18 protein-coding genes and 2 tRNA genes are annotated in these 19,389 nt (G+C 61.6%); 15 read left to right on the forward strand and 5 right to left on the reverse strand.

Annotation, left to right across the window (positions count from 1 at the left end; genetic code table 11):
• Positions 1 to 4: 4 nt before the first annotated feature.
• The 15 genes from folP to PCLY_RS18130 all read left to right on the forward strand — a co-directional run bounded on the left by folP (position 5) and on the right by PCLY_RS18130 (position 13,532).
• Complete coding sequence (gene folP / locus PCLY_RS18065; RefSeq protein WP_061240998.1) at positions 5 to 856, forward strand: dihydropteroate synthase; 852 nt, start codon at positions 5 to 7, stop codon at positions 854 to 856.
• Between the two features lie 13 nt (positions 857 to 869).
• On the forward strand, positions 870 to 2,207 hold the full coding sequence (gene glmM, locus PCLY_RS18070) for a phosphoglucosamine mutase (RefSeq protein WP_061240999.1): 1,338 nt from the start codon (positions 870 to 872) through the stop codon (positions 2,205 to 2,207).
• Between the two features lie 65 nt (positions 2,208 to 2,272).
• On the forward strand, positions 2,273 to 3,028 hold the full coding sequence (gene tpiA / locus PCLY_RS24565) for a triose-phosphate isomerase (protein ID WP_082768102.1): 756 nt from the start codon (positions 2,273 to 2,275) through the stop codon (positions 3,026 to 3,028).
• 3 nt (positions 3,029 to 3,031) lie between these two features.
• Entirely contained in the window at positions 3,032 to 3,409 is a 378-nt protein-coding gene (gene secG, locus PCLY_RS24570) for a preprotein translocase subunit SecG (protein ID WP_082768103.1), read from the forward strand.
• Positions 3,410 to 3,416: 7 nt separating this feature from the next.
• Positions 3,417 to 3,502 (forward strand) — tRNA-Leu (locus PCLY_RS18080).
• Positions 3,503 to 3,599: 97 nt separating this feature from the next.
• Positions 3,600 to 3,676, forward strand: a tRNA-Met gene (locus tag PCLY_RS18085).
• A 129-nt stretch (positions 3,677 to 3,805) separates the two neighbouring features.
• On the forward strand, positions 3,806 to 4,264 hold the full coding sequence (gene rimP, locus PCLY_RS18090; RefSeq protein WP_061241001.1) for a ribosome maturation factor RimP: 459 nt from the start codon (positions 3,806 to 3,808) through the stop codon (positions 4,262 to 4,264).
• A 160-nt stretch (positions 4,265 to 4,424) separates the two neighbouring features.
• Positions 4,425 to 5,906: a transcription termination factor NusA gene (gene nusA, locus PCLY_RS18095; RefSeq protein ID WP_061241002.1), complete on the forward strand. Its 1,482-nt coding sequence runs from the start codon at positions 4,425 to 4,427 to the stop codon at positions 5,904 to 5,906.
• Positions 5,907 to 5,933: 27 nt separating this feature from the next.
• Positions 5,934 to 8,420, forward strand: a complete 2,487-nt coding sequence (gene infB / locus PCLY_RS18100; RefSeq protein WP_061241003.1) for a translation initiation factor IF-2 — start codon at positions 5,934 to 5,936, stop codon at positions 8,418 to 8,420.
• 109 nt (positions 8,421 to 8,529) lie between these two features.
• Entirely contained in the window at positions 8,530 to 8,922 is a 393-nt protein-coding gene (gene rbfA, locus PCLY_RS18105) for a 30S ribosome-binding factor RbfA (protein WP_061241004.1), read from the forward strand.
• 3 nt (positions 8,923 to 8,925) lie between these two features.
• Positions 8,926 to 9,846 carry a tRNA pseudouridine(55) synthase TruB gene (truB, locus tag PCLY_RS18110; protein ID WP_061241005.1) on the forward strand — a complete coding sequence of 307 codons (921 nt, stop codon included), beginning with the start codon at positions 8,926 to 8,928 and terminating at the stop codon, positions 9,844 to 9,846.
• Positions 9,847 to 10,016: 170 nt separating this feature from the next.
• Positions 10,017 to 10,286: a 30S ribosomal protein S15 gene (gene rpsO, locus PCLY_RS18115; protein ID WP_004424394.1), complete on the forward strand. Its 270-nt coding sequence runs from the start codon at positions 10,017 to 10,019 to the stop codon at positions 10,284 to 10,286.
• Between the two features lie 171 nt (positions 10,287 to 10,457).
• On the forward strand, positions 10,458 to 12,563 hold the full coding sequence (gene pnp / locus PCLY_RS18120; protein WP_061241006.1) for a polyribonucleotide nucleotidyltransferase: 2,106 nt from the start codon (positions 10,458 to 10,460) through the stop codon (positions 12,561 to 12,563).
• Positions 12,564 to 12,922: 359 nt separating this feature from the next.
• Positions 12,923 to 13,276 carry a BON domain-containing protein gene (locus PCLY_RS18125; RefSeq protein WP_061241007.1) on the forward strand — a complete coding sequence of 118 codons (354 nt, stop codon included), beginning with the start codon at positions 12,923 to 12,925 and terminating at the stop codon, positions 13,274 to 13,276.
• 58 nt (positions 13,277 to 13,334) lie between these two features.
• A complete protein-coding gene (locus PCLY_RS18130) occupies positions 13,335 to 13,532 on the forward strand; it encodes a CsbD family protein (protein WP_061241008.1) in 198 nt (65 codons plus the stop codon).
• 203 nt (positions 13,533 to 13,735) lie between these two features.
• Here PCLY_RS18130 and PCLY_RS18135 read toward each other — a convergent pair whose 3' ends face one another.
• The 5 genes from PCLY_RS18135 to PCLY_RS18155 all read right to left on the reverse strand — a co-directional run bounded on the left by PCLY_RS18135 (position 13,736) and on the right by PCLY_RS18155 (position 19,379).
• Positions 13,736 to 14,038, reverse strand: a complete 303-nt coding sequence (locus tag PCLY_RS18135; protein ID WP_061241009.1) for a DUF2845 domain-containing protein — start codon at positions 14,036 to 14,038, stop codon at positions 13,736 to 13,738.
• A 13-nt stretch (positions 14,039 to 14,051) separates the two neighbouring features.
• Positions 14,052 to 14,354 carry a DUF2845 domain-containing protein gene (locus tag PCLY_RS18140; protein ID WP_394326856.1) on the reverse strand — a complete coding sequence of 101 codons (303 nt, stop codon included), beginning with the start codon at positions 14,352 to 14,354 and terminating at the stop codon, positions 14,052 to 14,054.
• Between the two features lie 2 nt (positions 14,355 to 14,356).
• Entirely contained in the window at positions 14,357 to 17,239 is a 2,883-nt protein-coding gene (locus PCLY_RS18145; protein ID WP_061241011.1) for a DUF748 domain-containing protein, read from the reverse strand.
• Between the two features lie 102 nt (positions 17,240 to 17,341).
• Positions 17,342 to 18,355, reverse strand: coding sequence for a class I SAM-dependent rRNA methyltransferase (locus PCLY_RS18150; protein ID WP_061241012.1), 1,014 nt, complete (start codon positions 18,353 to 18,355; stop codon positions 17,342 to 17,344).
• A gap of 157 nt (positions 18,356 to 18,512) precedes the next feature.
• Positions 18,513 to 19,379, reverse strand: a complete 867-nt coding sequence (locus PCLY_RS18155; protein WP_061241013.1) for an oxygenase MpaB family protein — start codon at positions 19,377 to 19,379, stop codon at positions 18,513 to 18,515.
• Between the last annotated feature and the right edge of the window lie 10 nt (positions 19,380 to 19,389).

Consider the following 19,389-nt stretch of genomic DNA (forward strand, 5'->3'; position numbering starts at 1 on the left):
GCTTATGTCCAATACGCAATACCCGAGCCGGCTGCCCTGTGGCAGCCGGCTTCTTGATTTGTCCCGTCCGCACGTGATGGGCATCCTCAATGTCACCCCCGATTCCTTTTCCGATGGCGGACGCTTCACGGCTCGTGACGCGGCGTTGCGTCATGCCGAGCAGATGGTCGCCGCTGGCGCGACGCTGATCGATGTTGGAGGGGAGTCCACTCGCCCAGGCGCTCGTGCAGTTTCGCCGACCGAGGAGTTGGAGCGAGTTGCGCCGATGGTGGAAGCCATCGCGGGCAATCTGGATGTGATCATCTCGGTGGACACCTCGACGCCTGCGGTCATGCGCGAGAGTGCAAGGCTGGGGGCTGGGCTGATCAACGACGTGCGTTCGTTGCAGCGTGACGGCGCTCTCGATGCTGCTGCCGACAGTGGCCTACCGGTGTGCCTGATGCACATGCGCGGTGAGCCGGGCAACATGCAGGACAACCCTCAGTACCCGGATATCGTCAGCGAAGTGCACGACTTCCTCGTCGAACGCATGAGTGCATGCGCGACGGCTGGTATTGCCGCCGAGCGGATCGTGCTCGATCCGGGCTTTGGATTTGCCAAGACCCTGGAGCACAATCTGGCCCTGTTCAAGCGGATGGCCGAGCTGTCCGCACTTGGGCGGCCCTTGCTGGTTGGTGTATCGCGCAAGAGCATGATCGGTAAGGTGCTTGGTCACGAAGTTGGCGGGCGCCTTTACGGCAGCCTGGCTCTGGCAGCCCTGGCATTGACCAAGGGTGCACATATTCTGCGTGTGCATGACGTCGCCGAAACGGTGGATGTGGTGCGCATGATCGCTGCGGTTGAAGCAGTGCAATAACAAGGAAAGCGTCATGGCTAGAAAATACTTCGGTACCGACGGCATTCGCGGGCGCGTCGGTCAGTTCCCCATTACTCCGGACTTCATGCTCAAGCTTGGCTGGGCCGCTGGCATGGCGTTTCGCAAGCAGGGCAAGTGCCGCATCCTGATCGGCAAGGACACGCGCATCTCCGGCTACATGTTCGAGTCCGCACTGGAGGCGGGTTTGGCTGCGGCCGGGGCTGACGTGCAGTTGCTCGGGCCGATGCCGACACCGGCCATCGCCTATCTGACGCGGACCTTCCAGGCCGATGCCGGCATCGTCATCAGCGCCTCGCACAATCCTCACGACGATAACGGCATCAAGTTTTTCTCCAGTGAGGGCACCAAGCTGCCCGACGATGTCGAGCTGATGATCGAAGAGTTGCTCGATCAGCCGATGACCGTGGTGGAGTCTGCCGGTATTGGCAAGGCTTCGCGAATCAACGATGCGTCCGGGCGTTATATCGAGTTCTGCAAAGGCAGCGTACCCAGTGGTACCAGCTTCAAGGGGCTGAAGGTCGTTCTCGATTGCGCCCACGGTGCCGCTTACAAGGTCGCGCCGAGTGTGTTTCGTGAGCTGGGTGCCGAGGTGCGAGTCATTTCGGCGCAGCCTGATGGGCTCAACATCAATGACGGTTGTGGCTCTACGCACCTCGCCGCGCTGCAGGCCGAGGTGGTCGCGCAGCAGGCTGATCTGGGCATCGCCTTCGATGGCGATGCTGATCGCGTGCTGATGGTCGATCAGTACGGCGCGGTGGTCGACGGTGACGAGCTGCTGTTCATCATCGCTCGTGACCTGCAGGAGCGCGGGCGCTTGCGTGGCGGTGTGGTCGGCACGCTGATGAGCAACCTGGGGCTCGAGCTGGCCCTGGCTGATTTGAACATTCCGTTCGTGCGGGCCAATGTCGGTGATCGCTACGTGATTGCCGAGCTGCTGGGGCGCAACTGGCAACTCGGTGGCGAGAACTCGGGGCACCTTGTTTGCTTCCAGCACACCACCACCGGTGATGCCATCATTGCCGCTCTGCAGGTGCTGATGGCGCTCAAGCGGCGTGATCAGAGTCTGGTCGAGGCGCGCAGCGATCTGAAGAAATGTCCTCAGGTGCTGGTCAATGTGCGGTTTTCCGGTGCCCTCGATCCGCTTGAGCACCCCTCGGTCAAGGAGGCCTGCGCGCGGGTTACCGAGAGCATGGCGGGGCGTGGTCGCGTGCTGCTGCGTAAGTCGGGTACCGAGCCGCTGGTGCGAGTAATGGTCGAAGGTGACGAGGAAACTACGGTTCGCGGCTATGCCGATGAATTGGCTAAGATTGTTGCCGAAGTCTGTGCTTGATTGCGCTTGCTACCGAGGGTGCTCTTGGGTAACATCTGCGCCCTCTTTGATCGACGAGGTAAAACATGCGTCGCCCCTTAGTCGCCGGTAACTGGAAAATGCACGGTACCCGCGACAGCGTCGCAGAACTGATCGAAGGGCTGCGTCAGCAGGATTTGCCGGCTGACGTCGATGTTGCGGTGTTTCCCTCCAGTCTGCATATCGCTCAGGTTGTTGAAGGCCTGAGCGGCAAAGCAGTGGAAGTTGGAGCTCAGGATTGTGCGGCACAGGTAGAGCAGGGTGCCTTGACCGGTGAGCTGGCAGTCAGTCAGTTGGTCGATGGTGGTTGCGAGCTGGTGCTGGTTGGTCACTCCGAGCGTCGCCTGATTCTGGGTGAAGATGACGAAGTGGTCGTGCGCAAGTTTGCGGCAGTGCAGGCGGCGGGCTTGACTCCCGTGCTCTGCGTTGGTGAAACCCGTGAGCAGCGTGAGGCGAATGCAACGCTGGGTGTGGTGGGTGGCCAGTTGGCCGCGGTGGTCGATGCCCTGGGTGTCGATGCGCTGAACAATGCCGTAGTTGCTTATGAGCCTGTATGGGCCATCGGCACCGGGTTGACCGCTACGCCTGAGCAGGCTCAGGAAGTGCATGCAGCCATCCGTGCGCAGGTTGCGCAGCTGGATGCTGATGTCGCGAGTCAGTTGAGAATTCTTTATGGCGGCAGTGTAAAGGCCGCCAGTGCAGCCGAGTTGTTCGGTATGCGGGATATCGATGGGGGGCTCGTAGGTGGAGCTTCTCTGAATGCGGATGAATTCGGTGCGATCTGTCGCGCTGCAGGAAACTGAAGAATGCTGGAAACAGTCATTGTTGTTCTGCACCTGCTGGGTGCGATCGGGATTGTAGTGCTGGTGCTGCTGCAGCAAGGCAAGGGTGCTGACGCGGGTGCGTCGTTCGGTTCGGGTGCTTCTGCAACCGTATTCGGAAGCCAAGGTTCCTCTACCTTTCTGAGTAAGTTTACTGGTATACTCGCAGCCGGTTTTTTCATTACTAGCTTGGGCTTAGCGTTCTTTGCTAAAGAAAAAGCTGATGCACTGACTCAGGTTGGTCTGCCAGACCCAGCGGTTCTGGAAGTTCAACAAAAACCGGCCGCCGAAGACGTGCCGGTGCTCGAAGAGCAAGCTCCAGCGTCCGATACTTCGGATGTGCCGGAGGCTCCAGAGCAGTAACAGTTTTGCCGAGGTGGTGGAATTGGTAGACACGCTACCTTGAGGTGGTAGTGGCCATAGGCTGTAGGGGTTCGAGTCCCCTCCTCGGTACCATACTCAAGAAAGCCCGCTGTTCGCGGGCTTTCTTGTTGCTGGAGTGTTTGGTTGACCCTCGCCAGGGGGTGGCCGTATAATTCCGGCCCAGCTTTGACGCGGGGTGGAGCAGTCTGGTAGCTCGTCGGGCTCATAACCCGAAGGTCGTAGGTTCAAATCCTGCCCCCGCAACCAGTTTCAGCAGGCCCCTTTTCAGGGGCTTTTTGTTAGCTGAAAGACAGTGTCCGTTGGTGGTTGCAGCGGATTGAAGGGATGGGCGTTTCGCCCATTTTTTATTTGCACAGCATGCACGAGGGCCGTTAAGTGTCGAGCAAGCTAGAACAGTTGCAGGCCTTGTTGGCCCCGGTAATCGAGGCGCTCGGTTATCAATGTTGGGGCATCGAGTTCCTGTCGCAGGGGCGTCATTCGCTACTGCGTGTCTATATCGATAAAGCCGATGGCATCCTGATCGAAGATTGCGAAATCGTCAGCCGTCAGCTCAGTGGTGTGCTCGATGTCGAGGACCCGATTACCTCGGAGTACACGCTTGAAGTTTCTTCTCCTGGCATGGATCGCCCGTTGTTCACGCTCGAACAATTTGCGGCGCATGCCGGTGAGCAGGTGAAGATCAAGCTGCGTTCGCCTTTCGACGGGCGTCGTAACTTCCAGGGCCTCCTTCGCGGTGTGGAGGAGCAGGACGTGGTAGTTCAGGTGGATGACCACGAGTATCTGTTGCCGATCGACCTGATCGACAAGGCCAACATCATCCCCCGATTTGATTGATATGCGCATTCTGCGTCGCTGCTGGACAGCCAAGTGTTGGCGCAGCGTGGGCGACACAGATGACGCGAGGGTAGCGCGGTAACGCACGAATGTAGCGCCCATGGCGTGAACGTGATGCGGATTGCGCAGAACCAATGGATTGCGAAAGGCGAGGCGTACGATGAGCAAAGAAGTACTGCTGGTTGTTGAGTCGGTATCCAACGAAAAGGGTGTACCGGCCGGCGTGATTTTCGAGGCGCTGGAGCTGGCTCTGGCGACTGCCACCAAGAAGCGTTTCGAGGACGAAGTCGATCTGCGTGTATCGATCAATCGTCAGAACGGTAGTTACGAAACCTTCCGCCGCTGGACGGTGGTCGACGAGTCCGAGTTCGAAGATCCGGCCTATCAGCTGACCGATGACATGCCTCAGGCCGTCGAGGCCAACGCCAAGATCGGTGACGTGCTCGAAGAGAAGGTCGACTCCATCGAGTTCGGCCGCATCGCCGCGCAAACCGCCAAACAGGTCATCGTGCAGAAAGTGCGCGAGGCCGAGCGTGCTCAGGTTGTCGACGCCTACCGCGAGCGCCTGGGAGAGATCATCTCCGGCACCGTGAAGAAGGTCACCCGTGACAGCGTCATCGTCGACCTGGGTAACAACGCCGAGGCACTGCTGGCTCGCGAAGACATCATCCCGCGCGAAACCTTCCGCGTCGGCGTGCGTCTGCGTGCCCTGCTCAAGGAAATTCGTACCGAGAACCGCGGCCCGCAGCTGATCCTGTCGCGTACCGCGCCGGAAATGCTGATCGAGCTGTTCCGCATCGAAGTACCGGAAATTGCCGAAGGGCTGATCGACGTCAAGGCCGCCTCCCGTGATCCGGGTTCGCGCGCCAAGATCGCCGTGCGCTCCAAGGACAAGCGTATTGACCCGCAGGGCGCCTGCATCGGTATGCGCGGTTCCCGCGTACAAGCCGTTTCCGGTGAGCTCGGTGGTGAACGCGTTGATATCGTGCTGTGGGACGACAACCCGGCGCAGTTCGTGATCAATGCCATGTCGCCGGCAGAAGTGGCCGCGATCATTGTCGACGAGGATGCCCATGCCATGGACATCGCCGTTGGCGAAGACAACCTTGCCCAGGCCATTGGCCGCGGCGGTCAGAACGTGCGTCTTGCCAGTCAGCTGACCGGCTGGACCCTGAACGTGATGACCGAGGCGGATATCCAGGCCAAGCAACAGGCAGAAACCGGCGACATCATGCAGTCCTTCATCGATGAGCTGGAAGTCGACGAAGAACTGGCTCAAGTCCTGGTCGAAGAGGGTTTCACCAGTCTCGAAGAGATTGCCTACGTACCCATGGAAGAAATGCTCAGCATCGATGGCTTTGACGAGGAGATCGTTAATGAGCTGCGTGCACGGGCCAAGGATCGTCTGCTGACCAAGGCGATCGCCAACGAGGAGAAGTTGGCCGATGCCCATCCGGCAGATGATTTGCTGGAACTGGAAGGCATGGACAAGGCGCTGGCTCTTGAGCTCGCGTTGCGCGGCGTGATTACCCGTGAAGACCTGGCCGAGCAGTCGATTGACGACCTGCTCGACATCGACGGCATCGACGAAGAGCGTGCCGGCAAGCTGATCATGGCCGCCCGAGCCCATTGGTTCGAATAAGCGGTTGCGGCCTGAGGAGAAAGATGCATGACGCAAGTCACGGTGAAAGAACTGGCCACAGTGGTCGACACCCCGGTTGAGCGCCTGCTGCAGCAGATGCGCGAAGCTGGCTTGTCCCACAGCAGTGCCGAACAAGTAGTGACCGATAGTGAGAAACAGGCCCTGCTGGCCCATCTCAAGAGCAGTCACGGCGACAAGGTCGAAGAGCCACGCAAGATCACCTTGCAGCGCAAGACCACCAGCACCCTCAAGGTTGCTGGCAGCAAAACCATTAGCGTTGAAGTGCGCAAGAAGAAAACCTTCGTCAAGCGCAGCCCGGAAGAGCTCGAAGCCGAGAAGCAGCGCGAGCTGGAAGCTCAGCAGGCAGCTGCCGAGGCCGAGCGTCTGAAGGCCGAGCAAGAAGCCAAGCGCAAGGCTGAAGAAGAAGCCAAGCGCGAGGCCGCCAGCGCCGGCAGCGAAACCGCCGCGCCTGCTGCTGCGCCGGCTCCGGCCAGCGAACCGGTTGTCGCGGCTCCGGTCGTCGACGTCGAGCGCAAGAAGGAAGAAGTGCGTCGTCCCGAGAAGGCGCGCAGCGACGAAGACGAGCGTCGTGATCGCAAGCACGCTCAGCATCGCCCGACCCTCAAGGAAAAGGCACCGGCTCCGCGTGTTGCACCGCGCAGTGTCGACGAAGAGAGCGACGGTTTCCGCCGTGGCGGTCGTGGCAAGGCCAAGATGAAGAAGCGCAACCAGCACGGCTTCCAGAGCCCGACTGGTCCTATCGTGCGCGACGTATCGATTGGCGAGACCATCACTGTTTCCGACCTGGCCCAGCAGATGGCCATCAAGGGCGCGGAAATCGTCAAGTTCATGTTCAAGATGGGCACTCCGGTGACCATCAACCAGGTTCTGGATCAGGAAACCGCACAGCTGGTCGCCGAAGAGTTTGGCCACAAGGTCAAGCTGGTCAGCGATAACGCGCTGGAAGATTCTCTGGCCGCGTCGCTGAAGTTCGAAGGCGAGGCGATGTCCCGTGCGCCGGTGGTGACCGTAATGGGTCACGTCGACCACGGTAAGACCTCGCTGCTCGACTACATCCGTCGTGCCAAGGTGGCGTCCGGTGAAGCCGGCGGCATCACCCAGCACATCGGTGCCTACCACGTGGAAACCGACCGCGGCATGGTCACCTTCCTCGATACTCCCGGTCACGCCGCGTTCACTCAGATGCGTGCCCGTGGTGCCAAGGCCACCGATATCGTCATCCTCGTCGTTGCCGCTGACGACGGTGTGATGCCGCAGACCCAGGAAGCCGTGCAGCACGCGAAAGCCGCTGGCGTGCCGATCGTGGTCGCGGTGAACAAGATGGACAAGCCGGAAGCCAATCCGGACAACATCAAGAACGGCCTGGCTGCGCTGGATGTAATTCCGGAAGAGTGGGGCGGTGATGCGCCTTACGTACCCGTTTCGGCCAAGGCCGGTACCGGTATCGACGAACTGCTCGAAGCCGTACTGCTGCAGGCAGAAGTGCTCGAGCTGACCGCTACGCCGAGCGCGCCTGGTCGTGGTGTGGTCGTCGAATCGCGCCTGGACAAGGGCCGTGGCCCGGTGGCCACCGTGCTGGTTCAGGACGGTACCCTGCGTCAGGGCGACATGGTCCTGGTCGGCGTCAACTACGGCCGTGTGCGTGCCATGCTCGACGAGAACGGCAAGCCGATCAAGGAAGCTGGCCCGTCGATTCCGGTCGAGATCCTCGGCCTGGACGGCACTCCGGATGCCGGTGACGAGATGATGGTGGTGGCTGACGAGAAGAAGGCCCGCGAAGTTGCGCTGTTCCGTCAGGGCAAGTTCCGCGAGGTCAAGCTGGCCCGCGCCCACGCTGGCAAGCTGGAAAACATCTTCGAGAACATGGGCCAGGAAGAGAAGAAGACCCTCAACATCGTCCTCAAGGCCGACGTTCGCGGTTCTCTGGAAGCCCTGCAAGGCTCGCTCAGCACCCTGGGCAACGACGAAGTGCAAGTGCGTGTGGTCGGTGGCGGCGTCGGTGGTATCACCGAGTCCGATGCCAACCTGGCGCTGGCTTCCAATGCCGTGCTGTTCGGCTTCAACGTCCGTGCTGACGCCGGTGCGCGCAAGATCGTCGAGTCCGAAGGCCTCGACATGCGCTACTACAACGTCATCTACGACATCATCGAAGACGTCAAGAAAGCCCTCACCGGTATGCTCGGCAGCGACGTTCGCGAGAACATCCTGGGTACCGCGGAAGTGCGTGACGTGTTCCGTTCGCCGAAGTTCGGCGCTGTCGCTGGCTGCATGGTCATCGAGGGCACCGTCTACCGCAACCGTCCGATCCGCGTACTGCGCGAGGACGTGGTGATCTTCGAAGGCGAGCTGGAATCGCTGCGTCGCTTCAAGGACGACGTCGCCGAAGTGCGTAATGGCATGGAGTGCGGTATCGGCGTGAAGAGCTACAACGACGTCAAGGTCGGCGACAAGATCGAAGTGTTCGAGAAAGTCCAGGTGGCTCGCAGCCTGTAATCGCGAGTCGCAACACGCAACGCCCGGCCCCGCATTCGCGCGGCCGGGCGTTTGCCGCTTTTGAGTCTGCTGACGAACAGACGGCGGACGAAGTAAAGGTAAGTAGAAAATGGCCAAAGATTACAGCCGTACCCAGCGTATCGGCGACCAGATGCAACGTGAGCTTGCCCAGCTTATCCGGCGTGAGGTCAAGGATCCGCGTCTGGGGTTGGTGACCATCACCGCGGTCGATGTCAGTCGTGACATCGGTCACGCCAAGGTCTTCATCACTGTCATGGGGCAGGACGATGCCGATGCCGTCAAAGAGAGCCTCAAGGTACTCAACGACGCGGCCGGTTTCCTGCGCATGCAACTGGGCAAGGCGATGAAGCTGCGCAGCGTGCCGCAGTTGCACTTCCACTACGACGAGAGCGTTCAGCGCGGTGCTCACCTGTCGGCGCTGATCGAGCGTGCCGTGGCGGAAGATCGTCAGCACGACGATACCGCAGGTTCCAAGGAGTAAGGCGTGGCGCAGGTCAAACGTATTCGCCGCAAGGTCGACGGCATCATCCTGCTGGACAAGCCGCATGGTTTCACCTCCAACGCAGCCCTGCAGAAGGTGCGCTGGTTGCTCAATGCCGAGAAGGCCGGGCATACCGGCAGTCTCGACCCGCTGGCCACCGGCGTGCTGCCGCTGTGCTTCGGCGAGGCGACCAAGTTCTCCCAGTATCTGCTCGATGCCGACAAGGGCTACGAGACAGTCGCTCAGCTGGGCGTCACCACCACCACCGGTGATGCCGAAGGCGATGTGCTCGAGCGTCGTCCGGTGACCGTTGGTCGCGCTGAAATCGAAGCCCTGCTGCCGAGTTTTCGTGGAGAAATCAAACAGATACCTCCCATGTACTCGGCACTGAAGAAGGATGGCCAGCCGCTCTACAAGCTGGCGCGTGCAGGCGAAGTAGTGGAGCGCGAAGCGCGTTCTGTTACTATTGCGCGCCTGGAATTGCTGGCCCTTGAGGGTGAGCAGGCTCGCTTGGCGGTGGATTGCAGTAAAGGGACCTATATCAGGACCCTGGTCGAAGACCTCGGCCAACTGCTCGGTTGCGGCGCACACGTTGCCGAACTGCGCCGTACCAAGGCCGGCCCGTTCGATCTGACGCGTACCGTGACCCTCGAAGAGCTGGAAGCGGTGCATGCTGAAGGTGGCAACGAAGCGCTCGACCGTTTCCTGCAACCGGTCGACAGTGGGTTGCTGGACTGGCCGCTGCTGCAGTTTTCCGAGCACAGCGCGTTCTACTGGCTGCAGGGGCAGCCGGTGCGGGCACCTGAAGCGCCGAAGTTCGGCATGGTGCGGGTGCAGGACCACAATGGTCGCTTCATCGGGATCGGTGAAGTGAGCGACGATGGGCGTGTTGCGCCGCGTCGATTGATTTATACCGGTGCGTAGCACCGACAGTTTCGGCCGTAACGGCTGAAAGCCTGATGACGGCACTGTTGTCGTCAGGTGTTGCGAGGGTGGCTGTTAGTAGGCACGGTCATGCCTCTTTTTAAAACACGGGAAGCGATTCCCGGCCTATTGAGACTGCTTCGGCAGTTTCCAGATGAGAGGAAGCCAACATGGCACTCAGCGTTGAAGAAAAAGCCCAGATCGTTAACGACTACAAGCAAGCTGAAGGCGATACCGGTAGCCCGGAAGTGCAGGTAGCCCTGCTGACCGCCAACATCAACAAGCTGCAAGGTCACTTCAAGGCCAACGGTAAGGATCACCACAGCCGTCGTGGTCTGATCCGTATGGTTAACCAGCGCCGCAAGCTGCTGGACTACCTGAAGGGTAAAGACACCAGTCGTTACAGCGCCCTGATCGGTCGCCTGGGCCTGCGTCGTTAATAGACGCGAGCTGCACAAGTTGGAAGCTGGGAGTTCGGCGTCGCGAGTGGGGAGTGATCCTCACCTCGTGGCGCCGGGCTTCCAGCTTTTGGCTTTTCGAGGGATGCATCGGGTCCGACTCCCGCGCGTCTTTCCAATTTCCCCCAAGGCAACAAAGAGAAGGAAAACACCGTGAACCCGGTAATCAAGAAATTCCAGTTCGGTCAGTCGACCGTTACCCTCGAGACTGGCCGTATCGCCCGTCAGGCCTCCGGCGCAGTGCTGGTCACCGTCGATGACGACGTCAGCGTGCTGGTTGCCGTAACCGGCGCCAAGACTGCAGACCCGAGCAAAGGCTTCTTCCCGCTGTCCGTGCACTATCAGGAAAAGACCTACGCTGCCGGCAAGATCCCAGGCGGTTTCTTCAAGCGTGAAGCGCGCCCGAGCGAGAAAGAGACTCTGACCTCGCGCCTGATCGACCGTCCGATCCGCCCGCTGTTCCCGGAAGGCTTCCAGAACGAAGTGCAGGTCATCTGCACCGTGGTTTCCACCAGCAAGAAGACCGATCCGGACATCGCTGCGATGATCGGTACCTCGGCTGCCCTGGCCATCTCCGGCATCCCGTTCAACGGCCCGATCGGCGCTGCCCGCGTCGCCTTCCACCCGGAAGCCGGCTACCTGCTGAACCCGACCTACGAACAGCTCAAGGCTTCGAGCCTGGACATGGTCGTGGCCGGTACCGAAACCGCCGTACTGATGGTGGAATCGGAAGCCAAGGAACTGACCGAAGACCAGATGCTGGGCGCCGTACTGTTCGCCCACGATGAGTTCCAGTCCGTCATCAGCGCCATCAAGGCCTTCGCTGCCGAAGCCGCCAAGCCGACCTGGGACTGGCAGCCGAAGCCGGAAAACACCGCTCTGCTGAGCGCCATCCGTGGCGAGTTCGGCGAAGCCATCTCCCAGGCCTACACCATCACCATCAAGCAGGATCGTTACGCACGCCTTGGCGAGCTGAAAGATCAGGTGGTTGCCAAGTTCTCTGGCGAAGAAGGTCAGCCTTCCGCTGGTGAAGTCAAAGACGCCTTCGGCGAAATCGAATACCGCACTGTGCGCGAGAACATCGTCAACGGAAAACCGCGTATCGATGGTCGTGACACCCGCACCGTGCGTGGCCTGAACATCGAAGTCGGCGTTCTGGACAAGACCCACGGTTCGGCTCTGTTCACCCGTGGCGAAACCCAGGCGCTGGTCGTGGCCACCCTCGGTACCGCGCGCGATGCGCAGCTGCTGGACACCCTCGAAGGCGAGAAGAAAGATCCCTTCATGCTGCACTACAACTTCCCGCCGTACTCGGTGGGTGAGTGTGGTCGCATGGGCGCCACTGGCCGCCGCGAAATCGGTCACGGCCGTCTGGCTCGCCGTGGCGTCGCTGCCATGCTGCCGAGCGCTGACGAGTTCCCGTACACCATCCGCGTGGTATCGGAAATCACCGAGTCCAACGGTTCTTCCTCCATGGCTTCGGTCTGCGGCGCTTCCCTGGCGCTGATGGACGCTGGCGTGCCGATGAAGGCGCCGGTTGCCGGTATCGCCATGGGTCTGGTACTGGAAGGTGAGAAGTTCGCCGTCCTGACCGACATCCTCGGTGATGAAGACCACCTCGGCGACATGGACTTCAAGGTAGCCGGTACCGCCAAGGGTGTTACCGCGCTGCAGATGGACATCAAGATCCAGGGCATCACCGAAGAGATCATGGAGCAGGCGCTGGAGCAGGCCCTGGAAGCTCGTCTGAACATCCTCGGCCAGATGAACCAGGTCATTGCCCAGTCGCGCAGCGAGCTGTCGGCCAATGCACCGACCATGCTGGCGATGAAGATCGACCAGGACAAGATCCGCGACGTGATCGGCAAGGGTGGCGCCACCATCCGTGGTATCTGCGAAGAGACCAAGGCTTCGATCGATATCGAAGACGACGGCTCGATCAAGATCTTCGGCGAAACCAAGGAAGCGGCCGAGGCTGCCAAGCAGCGCGTTCTGGCCATCACCGCGGAAGCCGAGATCGGCAAGATCTACGTCGGCAAGGTCGAGCGCATCGTTGACTTCGGTGCCTTCGTCAACATCCTGCCGGGCAAGGACGGTCTGGTGCACATCTCCATGCTGAGCGATCAGCGCGTTGAGAAGGTCACCGACGTGCTGCAGGAAGGCCAGGAAGTGAAGGTTCTGGTACTGGATGTGGACAACCGCGGCCGTATCAAGCTGTCGATCAAGGATGTCGCTGCTGCTGAGGCCTCTGGCGTCTAAGCACGGCTGACCTGTTCGAACGAGAAGGGCTCCTGCGGGAGCCCTTTTTTGTGCCTGCTGTTCAGCGCTCGGTTGTGCTGTAGCGGTCGCGGCCCTCGGCCAACACCGACATGCTGCGGTGCAGCGCCTACGCGAAGCGGGGGAGGGCGTCGGTCGCGTCAGGGTCATGCAAATTGCCCGAGGGTTTTTGGCCAAACCGGCGAAATGCAATCAGGTACGTGCCTTTCTATTTTGTTAAGTTGTTGTTTTTAAAGGTTTTATTTTATTTGGAAAAGCTGGCACAGGCCCTGCAACAGTACTAGTGAACCTGCAACCAGGAGTTGGTTTGCAGATTGTCTGGAATGTACAGGAGTCGAACAATGAAACAGCCAATCAACCGTTTTGCCGCTACTACCCTGGCTGCCGCTGTACTGAGCATGTCGCTGGCCTCGGCAGCTTTCGCCGCAGAGCCGACCATGCTGGCGGCCAATGACACCATGGATAAAGCCGAGCAGGCGGTATCCGACACCTGGATCACCAGCAAAGTGAAGTCTACCTTCGTCGCTGATTCTGCTCTCAGCGCGCTGGACATCAAGGTCGAGACCAACCAAGGCGTGGTTTCCCTGTCTGGTGTAGTCGCGACTGACGCCGAGCGTGATCTGGCCATTGCCAAGACCAAGGAAATCGAGGGTGTGCGTGACGTGTCCGCCGATGCCCTGAAAACCGCAGACTGATTAGCCGAGCCGGCCGGGTTACGGCCCGGCCCCACCTTCTGTCACTGGGAGAATGACCATGAATAGCGACATCATCAAAGGCAAATGGAAGCAGCTCAACGGTCGCATCAAGGAGCGTTGGGGCAACCTGACCGATGACGACCTGGACGTCGCCGAGGGCCACAGCGAGTACCTGGCCGGCAAGCTGCAAGAACGTTATGGCTGGACCAAGGAAAAGGCCCAGCAAGAGCTGCGCGAGTTCAGCGACAAGCTCTGAGCAAGGACTGCCTGGCAGGGACGCCGTTCAAGCACGGATGGCTGCAGGCGGGATGCCTCATCAGCACGGACGGCTCAGGCAGGACGCCTTATCAGCACGGATAGCGACAGGCATGGATGCGCGAAGGCCCCGCCGGTGTAGCCGGCGGGGCCTTGATTTTTTGTGCCGGATGCACGGGTCGTCAGCCCGCATCGGGCTGCAGATCAGCTGCCGCGCTTGCTGCGGATTTCGGTCAGGCGTCCACCCTCGAAGCGCAGAAAGTGATACATGCCGCTTTTCGGGCCGTAGATCCACTCCTCGACACTCACCTCGTTGCGAAAACCGTAGCTATCGACCACTTCCTTGTAGCCGAGAAAATCGCGGCTGGAGGGCTCGCCGCATTTGCTCAGCACTTCTGCTGAGGGCGCGGTGGTGCTGACCAGCGAACTACCGCAGCGATAGGTGGACGACGCCTCGGCCATCAGGGGCAGGCAGAGCAGAGTGAGCAGATATCCGAATGTGCGCATGAGAGCCTCCTGCTCAGCGTTCGCGACGGCGTTCGATGGCAACCAGGCGATTACCCTCGAAGCGCAGGATGCTGAGCATGCCGTTGCTTGGGCCATACACCCATTCTTCGATCATGTACTCGCGGCGGTCGTAGGAGCCCAGGGTGTAACCGACAGGGTCGCGGTGTACCGGCTCACCACATTTGCGTTCGACCTCGAACGGCCGGTCGCCAAGGCTGACCAGGGCGCTGCCGCAGCGCAGGGTGTCGGCCTGCGCGGTTGCGCTGAGCAGGCCGGCAGTCAGGGTGACAAGTGTGGCAAGGGTTGAGCGGCGCATGATCATTGGCTGTCCAGGTGCAGGGTGGTGAGTACGCGGCCATCGGCTTCTGGTTCACCCAGGTTGGCATCGATCAGATAGACGCGTTCATCGTACAGCCCGCCTTGCTCAACCAGATAATCCTTGATCGTTGCAGCGCGTTGCTGGGCCAGTTGGCGCAGTAACAGCTTGCTCTTGGCCCAGGAGTCCAGCACGGCCTGGCGCATGTTCTGCAGGCGTTGCTCGCTGTCCAGCGCGGCCCATTCGGCGGGCGGTTGCTGCTTGAGACGGGTGCGATAGATGCCTTCGAGCAGGGCGGCCTGTTCGTCTGCGCTGACCGTCAGCTCGTCGGGGCTGGCCGGCACCTTGTCCCCGCGACGTTGCAGCACCTTGTACCAGGTTTCGCGGAATTCGCGTTGCAGGCGCTGTTCGGCCAGTAGCGGGCCGTCGGCACTTTGTGCGGCCCGGCCTTCCACTTCCAGGCGCAGGTTGGGACGCTCCTCCAGCGCTTTGGCCAGCGTGTCCAGCGCCTGGCGCGCGTCGCCTTGCAGCTCTGCAGAGCCGGCGCTGAATGGCACGGTGCTGAGGTCGACATTGCTGCCGCCGACCAGCCCGGCGATGAACTTGAATGGCGCCTGTGCGGCGCGCAGCACCAGGTTGCGCAGGGTCTGCCAGACGATGGGCATGACGCTGAACTGTGGGTTGTTCAGGTCGCCCTGTACCGGCAGCTCGATGGAAATGCGTCCCTGGGTGTCCTTGAGCAGGGCCACCGCGAGGCGAATCGGCAGGTCCACGGCGTCCGGGCTGTCGACCCGCTCACCCAGCTGCAGGTTTTCCACCAGTACCTTGTTCTCGGCATTGAGCTGGCCTTTCTCGATGCGGTAGTGCAGGTCGAGGTTGAGGCGGCCCTTGCGGATACGGTAGCCGGCGAACTTGCCGGAGTAGGGGGTAATGGTGGTCAGCTCGACGTTCTTGAAGCTGGTGGCGATATCCAGGCTGTTGAGCGGATCGAAGGGCGTCAGCTGGCCTTTGATACTCATCGGTGCGTAGCGGTCGACCTTGCCCTTGATGTCGACGTTGGCCGCCTGCGGCTTCTGGTTGTCGAGCACGCCGATGCGGCCATTCATCTGCTGAATCGCGGTGGCGAAGCTGGGAGTCAGGCTGAAGTCGGCGAAGTTGGCCGAGCCGTCATTGATCGCCACGCCGCCGATGCGGATCGCCAGCGGCTTGCCCGCATCGGCCTCGCTCGGCTTTGGCGCCTCCGGCTGCGGCACGACGAGTTCGCTGACGTTGGTGGTGAGATTCTCGTTGATCACGAAGCGTGCGTAAGGCTGGTCCAGTTCGACGCGGCCGATGGCCAGGCTTTCCCCGTGGCGATAGTCGAGACCCTCTACCCGAACCTGCTTCCAGCGTACGAAATCGCGCTCGTGCAGGGTGTCGAGGGTGTGCAACTGATCGATGTGCGCGCTGCCGGTAACATGCAGGGCCAGTGGCTCGGTGCTCTTGAGCTGCACGTCGAGGTCGCTGCCGAGCAGGCCGCTGCGCAGTTCGAGGTGTATGAAAGGACTCAGATAGGCCTGCGCCAGGCGCAGGTCGATGTCTTGCGTGCTGACCTTGAGTTGAGCGCTGGTCGGGCTCAGTTGTACATTGCCGGCCGCCAGCAGCTTGCCTTGCTTGCCCAGGCCGCTATCGAGCCTCAGGTCGAAAGGCTTGTCGCCGAGGCTGTCGAAGTTCTTCAGATCGAGGTTCAGCGGGCCGACCTCCACGGCTACCTCCTGCTGCGGTACGCGGTCGGCCAGGTGAGCCTTGTAGTCACGCAGCTGCACATCCTGCAACAGCACCTGCCAGGGCTTGCTCTCGCTGCTCTGCTGCGGCGAGTCGGCCGTCTCGCGCTTGGCGCTTTCGGGCGTGCTGAACAGCTTCTGCCAGTCCAGCTGGCCGTCGGCCTCGCGCGCCGCCCAGGCTTCCAGCCCCTGGCTGCGCACCTGGCCGACCACCACCTGCTGCTTGGCCAGGTCGAGGCTGGTGTTGTCGATATCCAGGCGTTGCAGGCGTACCAGCGGTTTGCCTTGCGGATCATCGATGGCGAAGGGCGCCAACTGCACCTTGACCTTGCTCAGTTGCAGCTCGGTGCCACTGGACAGGTCAAGGTGGTAGTCGCTGCTGAGATCGACCTGGCCTTCCTTGAGCACCAGCGGCAAGGCGTCCCGTACGTAGGGCCAGAAGGTGCTCAGGCGGCCATCGCTGATGCTCAGGCTGCCGCTGGAGGTGATCGGTGTCAGGCTGACCTGACCGCGCCAATCGATCCGCGCACCGTAAGGGCCACTGGCGGTCATGGTCATTTCGGCATTGTCGCCGGCCAGGGTGCTGAGGTTGTGCAGGTCCAGGTCGAGCGCGTCGTAGGCGAACTCCACGGGCTCGCTCGGACGCAGGTCCTGGAAGCGCAGCGACTTCTCACGCAGGCGAATGCTGTCGATACGCAGCGGGAAGGGCTCGCTGTTCTCGGCCTTGGGTTCGGCCTGGCTTTCCGGTAGGCGGAACAGCTGGGTGAGGTTGAGCGTGCCGTCTTTGGCGAACAGTATTTCGCTGCGTGCCCCGTCGAGTTCGACGTCACTCAGGTGCAGGGCTCCGCTCCACAGGCTGTCGCTCTGCAGGTTGGCGTAGAGACGCTGGAAACTCAGTTGCTCCTGGCCACTCTCGCCGACACGCAGGCCCCACAGGCTCAGCTCGAGCGTGAAGGGGTTGAGCTGCACACGCTGCAGCGAGGCGGGCACCGTGGCGTACTGCGCCAACTGCTGGTTGGCGATACGCAGGGCGATACCCGGCAGAATCAGAAAGCCGATCAGGCTGTAGAGAAATACGGTGATCAACAGCGCGCTCAGCGCGCGCTTCAGTCCTTTGGGCATGGCTTGGCGTCATCTATCCAGACGAGGAGACGACTTGGAGTATGGCACGACGGTTCGGTTCCGGTGGTTATCGCCGCATTTGTATTGCGTGTTCGCCGTGCTTCACAGCTGCAGGATCAGGGTTTTCAACGGCGGCTTGCCGTCATGCGAGGGGAAGTCCGGCGCTGGAGCGATCACCTGGCAATCGCGCACCGGGCGGCCCAGTTTCTCGGCACAACGCAGCACCTGCGTGCGCCAGTCGCTCATCTCCACTTTGGCCAGGTTGTTGCAGCACACCAGTGTGCCACCCTCGGCAGTGGCCAGCAGAGCTGGCTTGAGCAGGCTCTGGTAGTCGCGCAGTAGGTCGACCGTGCCAAAGGCGCTCTTGGCCCAGGCCGGCGGGTCGAGGAAAACCAGATCGAACTGGCGTGGTTGCAGGCGCGGATAGCTCGGCAGCTTCTGCCCGCGACGGCTGCTGATCGGCAGCCCGGCGAACTGGCGGATGGCCGGGAAGTAGTCGGACTGGATGAACTGCATGGCGGGTAGCTCGGGGTTGAGCGTGCCGTTCTCGCGGCCGACTGCCAGGTTGCCCTCGGCGAAGTCCAGGTTGACCACTTCGCGAGCACCACCGGCGGCAGCGCTCAGACCGACACCGCAGGTGTAGGCGAACAGGTTGAGCACGGATTTGCCGGCGCTGTTGGCCTTGACCCAGCCTCGTGCGTTGCGCAGGTCGAGAAACAGCAGAGGGTCCTGGCCCGCATGACGGCCGCGCACGCGGTAATTCAGCCCCCACTCATGAGCGATCAGATCCTCCAGCGCCGCGTCCGTAGGCTGGAACAGTGTCGGGTCGCGGTCGATGCGCGAGTTGCCTTTGGAGCGATCGTTGTAGACCAGCAGCGTCTGGCCGAGGTGGCCCTCGACGATCTCGCTCAGACTTTGCAGGTCTTCGGGCGGTAGCGGCTGATGAAAGCTCTGCACCAGCAGCTGCGCACCGTAACGGTCGACGGTCAGACCTGGCGCGCCTTCCTGGCTGCCATGGAACAGGCGGTAGCAGTCGGTGCCCTGGGCATGCAGCTCGGCGAGCAGGTTTTCACGGGCGGCAAGGGCGGCGCGCAGCGCCTGGTCAAGAGAAGGCATGCGCGGCGTCTCGGAGGAGGGAGGGCCGGCAGTTTATCAAGAAAACAGCCGGCTTCCTCTGCCGGGCGAAGCCTGCGCGCCATGAGGGGGCTGCGCTGGTGACCGTCGCCCAGTCTCGCCACAAGCTGGGGCCGGTGTCAGCTCGCTGCTGCGCGCTCTACCGTACCAGTCGGCGCTGAGCGCGTTGCGCGGCACTGTTACGAATCGCCCAGCGCAGCAGGGTGGCGGTGCGCTGCACGCTGCTGCGGATCAGCGGGCGGCGCCAGGCGGGTTGCCGTTCGCCGAGCAGGTCGCTGGCCCAGTCCGGCAGCAGATCGACGCCCGCCTGCATCATCAGCTTGCCAAAGGGCTTGGCGAGAATGCTGGGTACCGGCGCGGCATGCAGCAGCCGCACCACTTCGCGGGTGCGCTCATCGCAGAGCAGCTGCGGGCGCATGCGTTCGAGGTAGGCGCTGATGGCCTGGCGCGATTTGGGCACGTCCTGGGCGCCCAGGCGTTCGGCGATCAGCGCCACCTCGCGGTAGTAGCGATCCTGCTCGGTGACAGCTAGCTGCGGATTGACGTAACGCAGGTAGCCGGCGAGGAACTGGCTGACCTCGGAGACGTGTACCCAGGTCAGCAAATGTGGATCGCTGGCGGCGTAGGGGCGACCGTCCGGCGCGCTGCCGACCACCTGCAGGTGAATGGTGCGCACCTTGTCGATCAACTGTTCGGCGTCGTGCTGGCCGCCATAGGTGGTGCCGGCGATGAACAGGCTGGTGCGGCGCAGGCGCCCGATCATGTCCTGGCGGAAGGTGGAGTGATCCCACACACCGGCCAGGGCCAGCGGATGGAGCATCTGCAGCAGCAGGGCGGAGACGCCGCCGACCATCATCGCGGTAAAGTCGGCGTGCACTTCCCAGACCATCGACTCGGGGCCGAACAGACCCGCGTCGCCACGCGGCTGGTCGAGGTCGAGCACACCCAGCGAGGCGCCGGTAAGGCTGTGCACCTGTTTTTCAATCTGACGACGTAGGCTTTCCATGGCGCGCAGT

It is taken from the genome of Ectopseudomonas composti, from assembly GCF_001567565.1.
GTDB classification, from domain to species: Bacteria; Pseudomonadota; Gammaproteobacteria; order Pseudomonadales; family Pseudomonadaceae; genus Aquipseudomonas; species Aquipseudomonas composti_A.

Coding starts and splice junctions, on each gene's coding strand:
- secG (WP_082768103.1), top strand. CDS start 3,032: ATGCTGGAAACAGTCATTGTTGTTCTGCACCTGCTGGGTGCGATCGGG.
- rpsO (WP_004424394.1), top strand. CDS start 10,017: ATGGCACTCAGCGTTGAAGAAAAAGCCCAGATCGTTAACGACTACAAG.
- PCLY_RS18140 (WP_394326856.1), bottom strand. CDS start 14,354: ATGCGCCGCTCAACCCTTGCCACACTTGTCACCCTGACTGCCGGCCTG.
- PCLY_RS18135 (WP_061241009.1), bottom strand. CDS start 14,038: ATGCGCACATTCGGATATCTGCTCACTCTGCTCTGCCTGCCCCTGATG.
- PCLY_RS18150 (WP_061241012.1), bottom strand. CDS start 18,355: ATGCCTTCTCTTGACCAGGCGCTGCGCGCCGCCCTTGCCGCCCGTGAA.
- tpiA (WP_082768102.1), top strand. CDS start 2,273: ATGCGTCGCCCCTTAGTCGCCGGTAACTGGAAAATGCACGGTACCCGC.
- PCLY_RS18145 (WP_061241011.1), bottom strand. CDS start 17,239: ATGCCCAAAGGACTGAAGCGCGCGCTGAGCGCGCTGTTGATCACCGTA.
- infB (WP_061241003.1), top strand. CDS start 5,934: ATGACGCAAGTCACGGTGAAAGAACTGGCCACAGTGGTCGACACCCCG.
- PCLY_RS18125 (WP_061241007.1), top strand. CDS start 12,923: ATGAAACAGCCAATCAACCGTTTTGCCGCTACTACCCTGGCTGCCGCT.
- PCLY_RS18155 (WP_061241013.1), bottom strand. CDS start 19,379: ATGGAAAGCCTACGTCGTCAGATTGAAAAACAGGTGCACAGCCTTACC.
- PCLY_RS18130 (WP_061241008.1), top strand. CDS start 13,335: ATGAATAGCGACATCATCAAAGGCAAATGGAAGCAGCTCAACGGTCGC.
- glmM (WP_061240999.1), top strand. CDS start 870: ATGGCTAGAAAATACTTCGGTACCGACGGCATTCGCGGGCGCGTCGGT.
- rbfA (WP_061241004.1), top strand. CDS start 8,530: ATGGCCAAAGATTACAGCCGTACCCAGCGTATCGGCGACCAGATGCAA.
- nusA (WP_061241002.1), top strand. CDS start 4,425: ATGAGCAAAGAAGTACTGCTGGTTGTTGAGTCGGTATCCAACGAAAAG.
- folP (WP_061240998.1), top strand. CDS start 5: ATGTCCAATACGCAATACCCGAGCCGGCTGCCCTGTGGCAGCCGGCTT.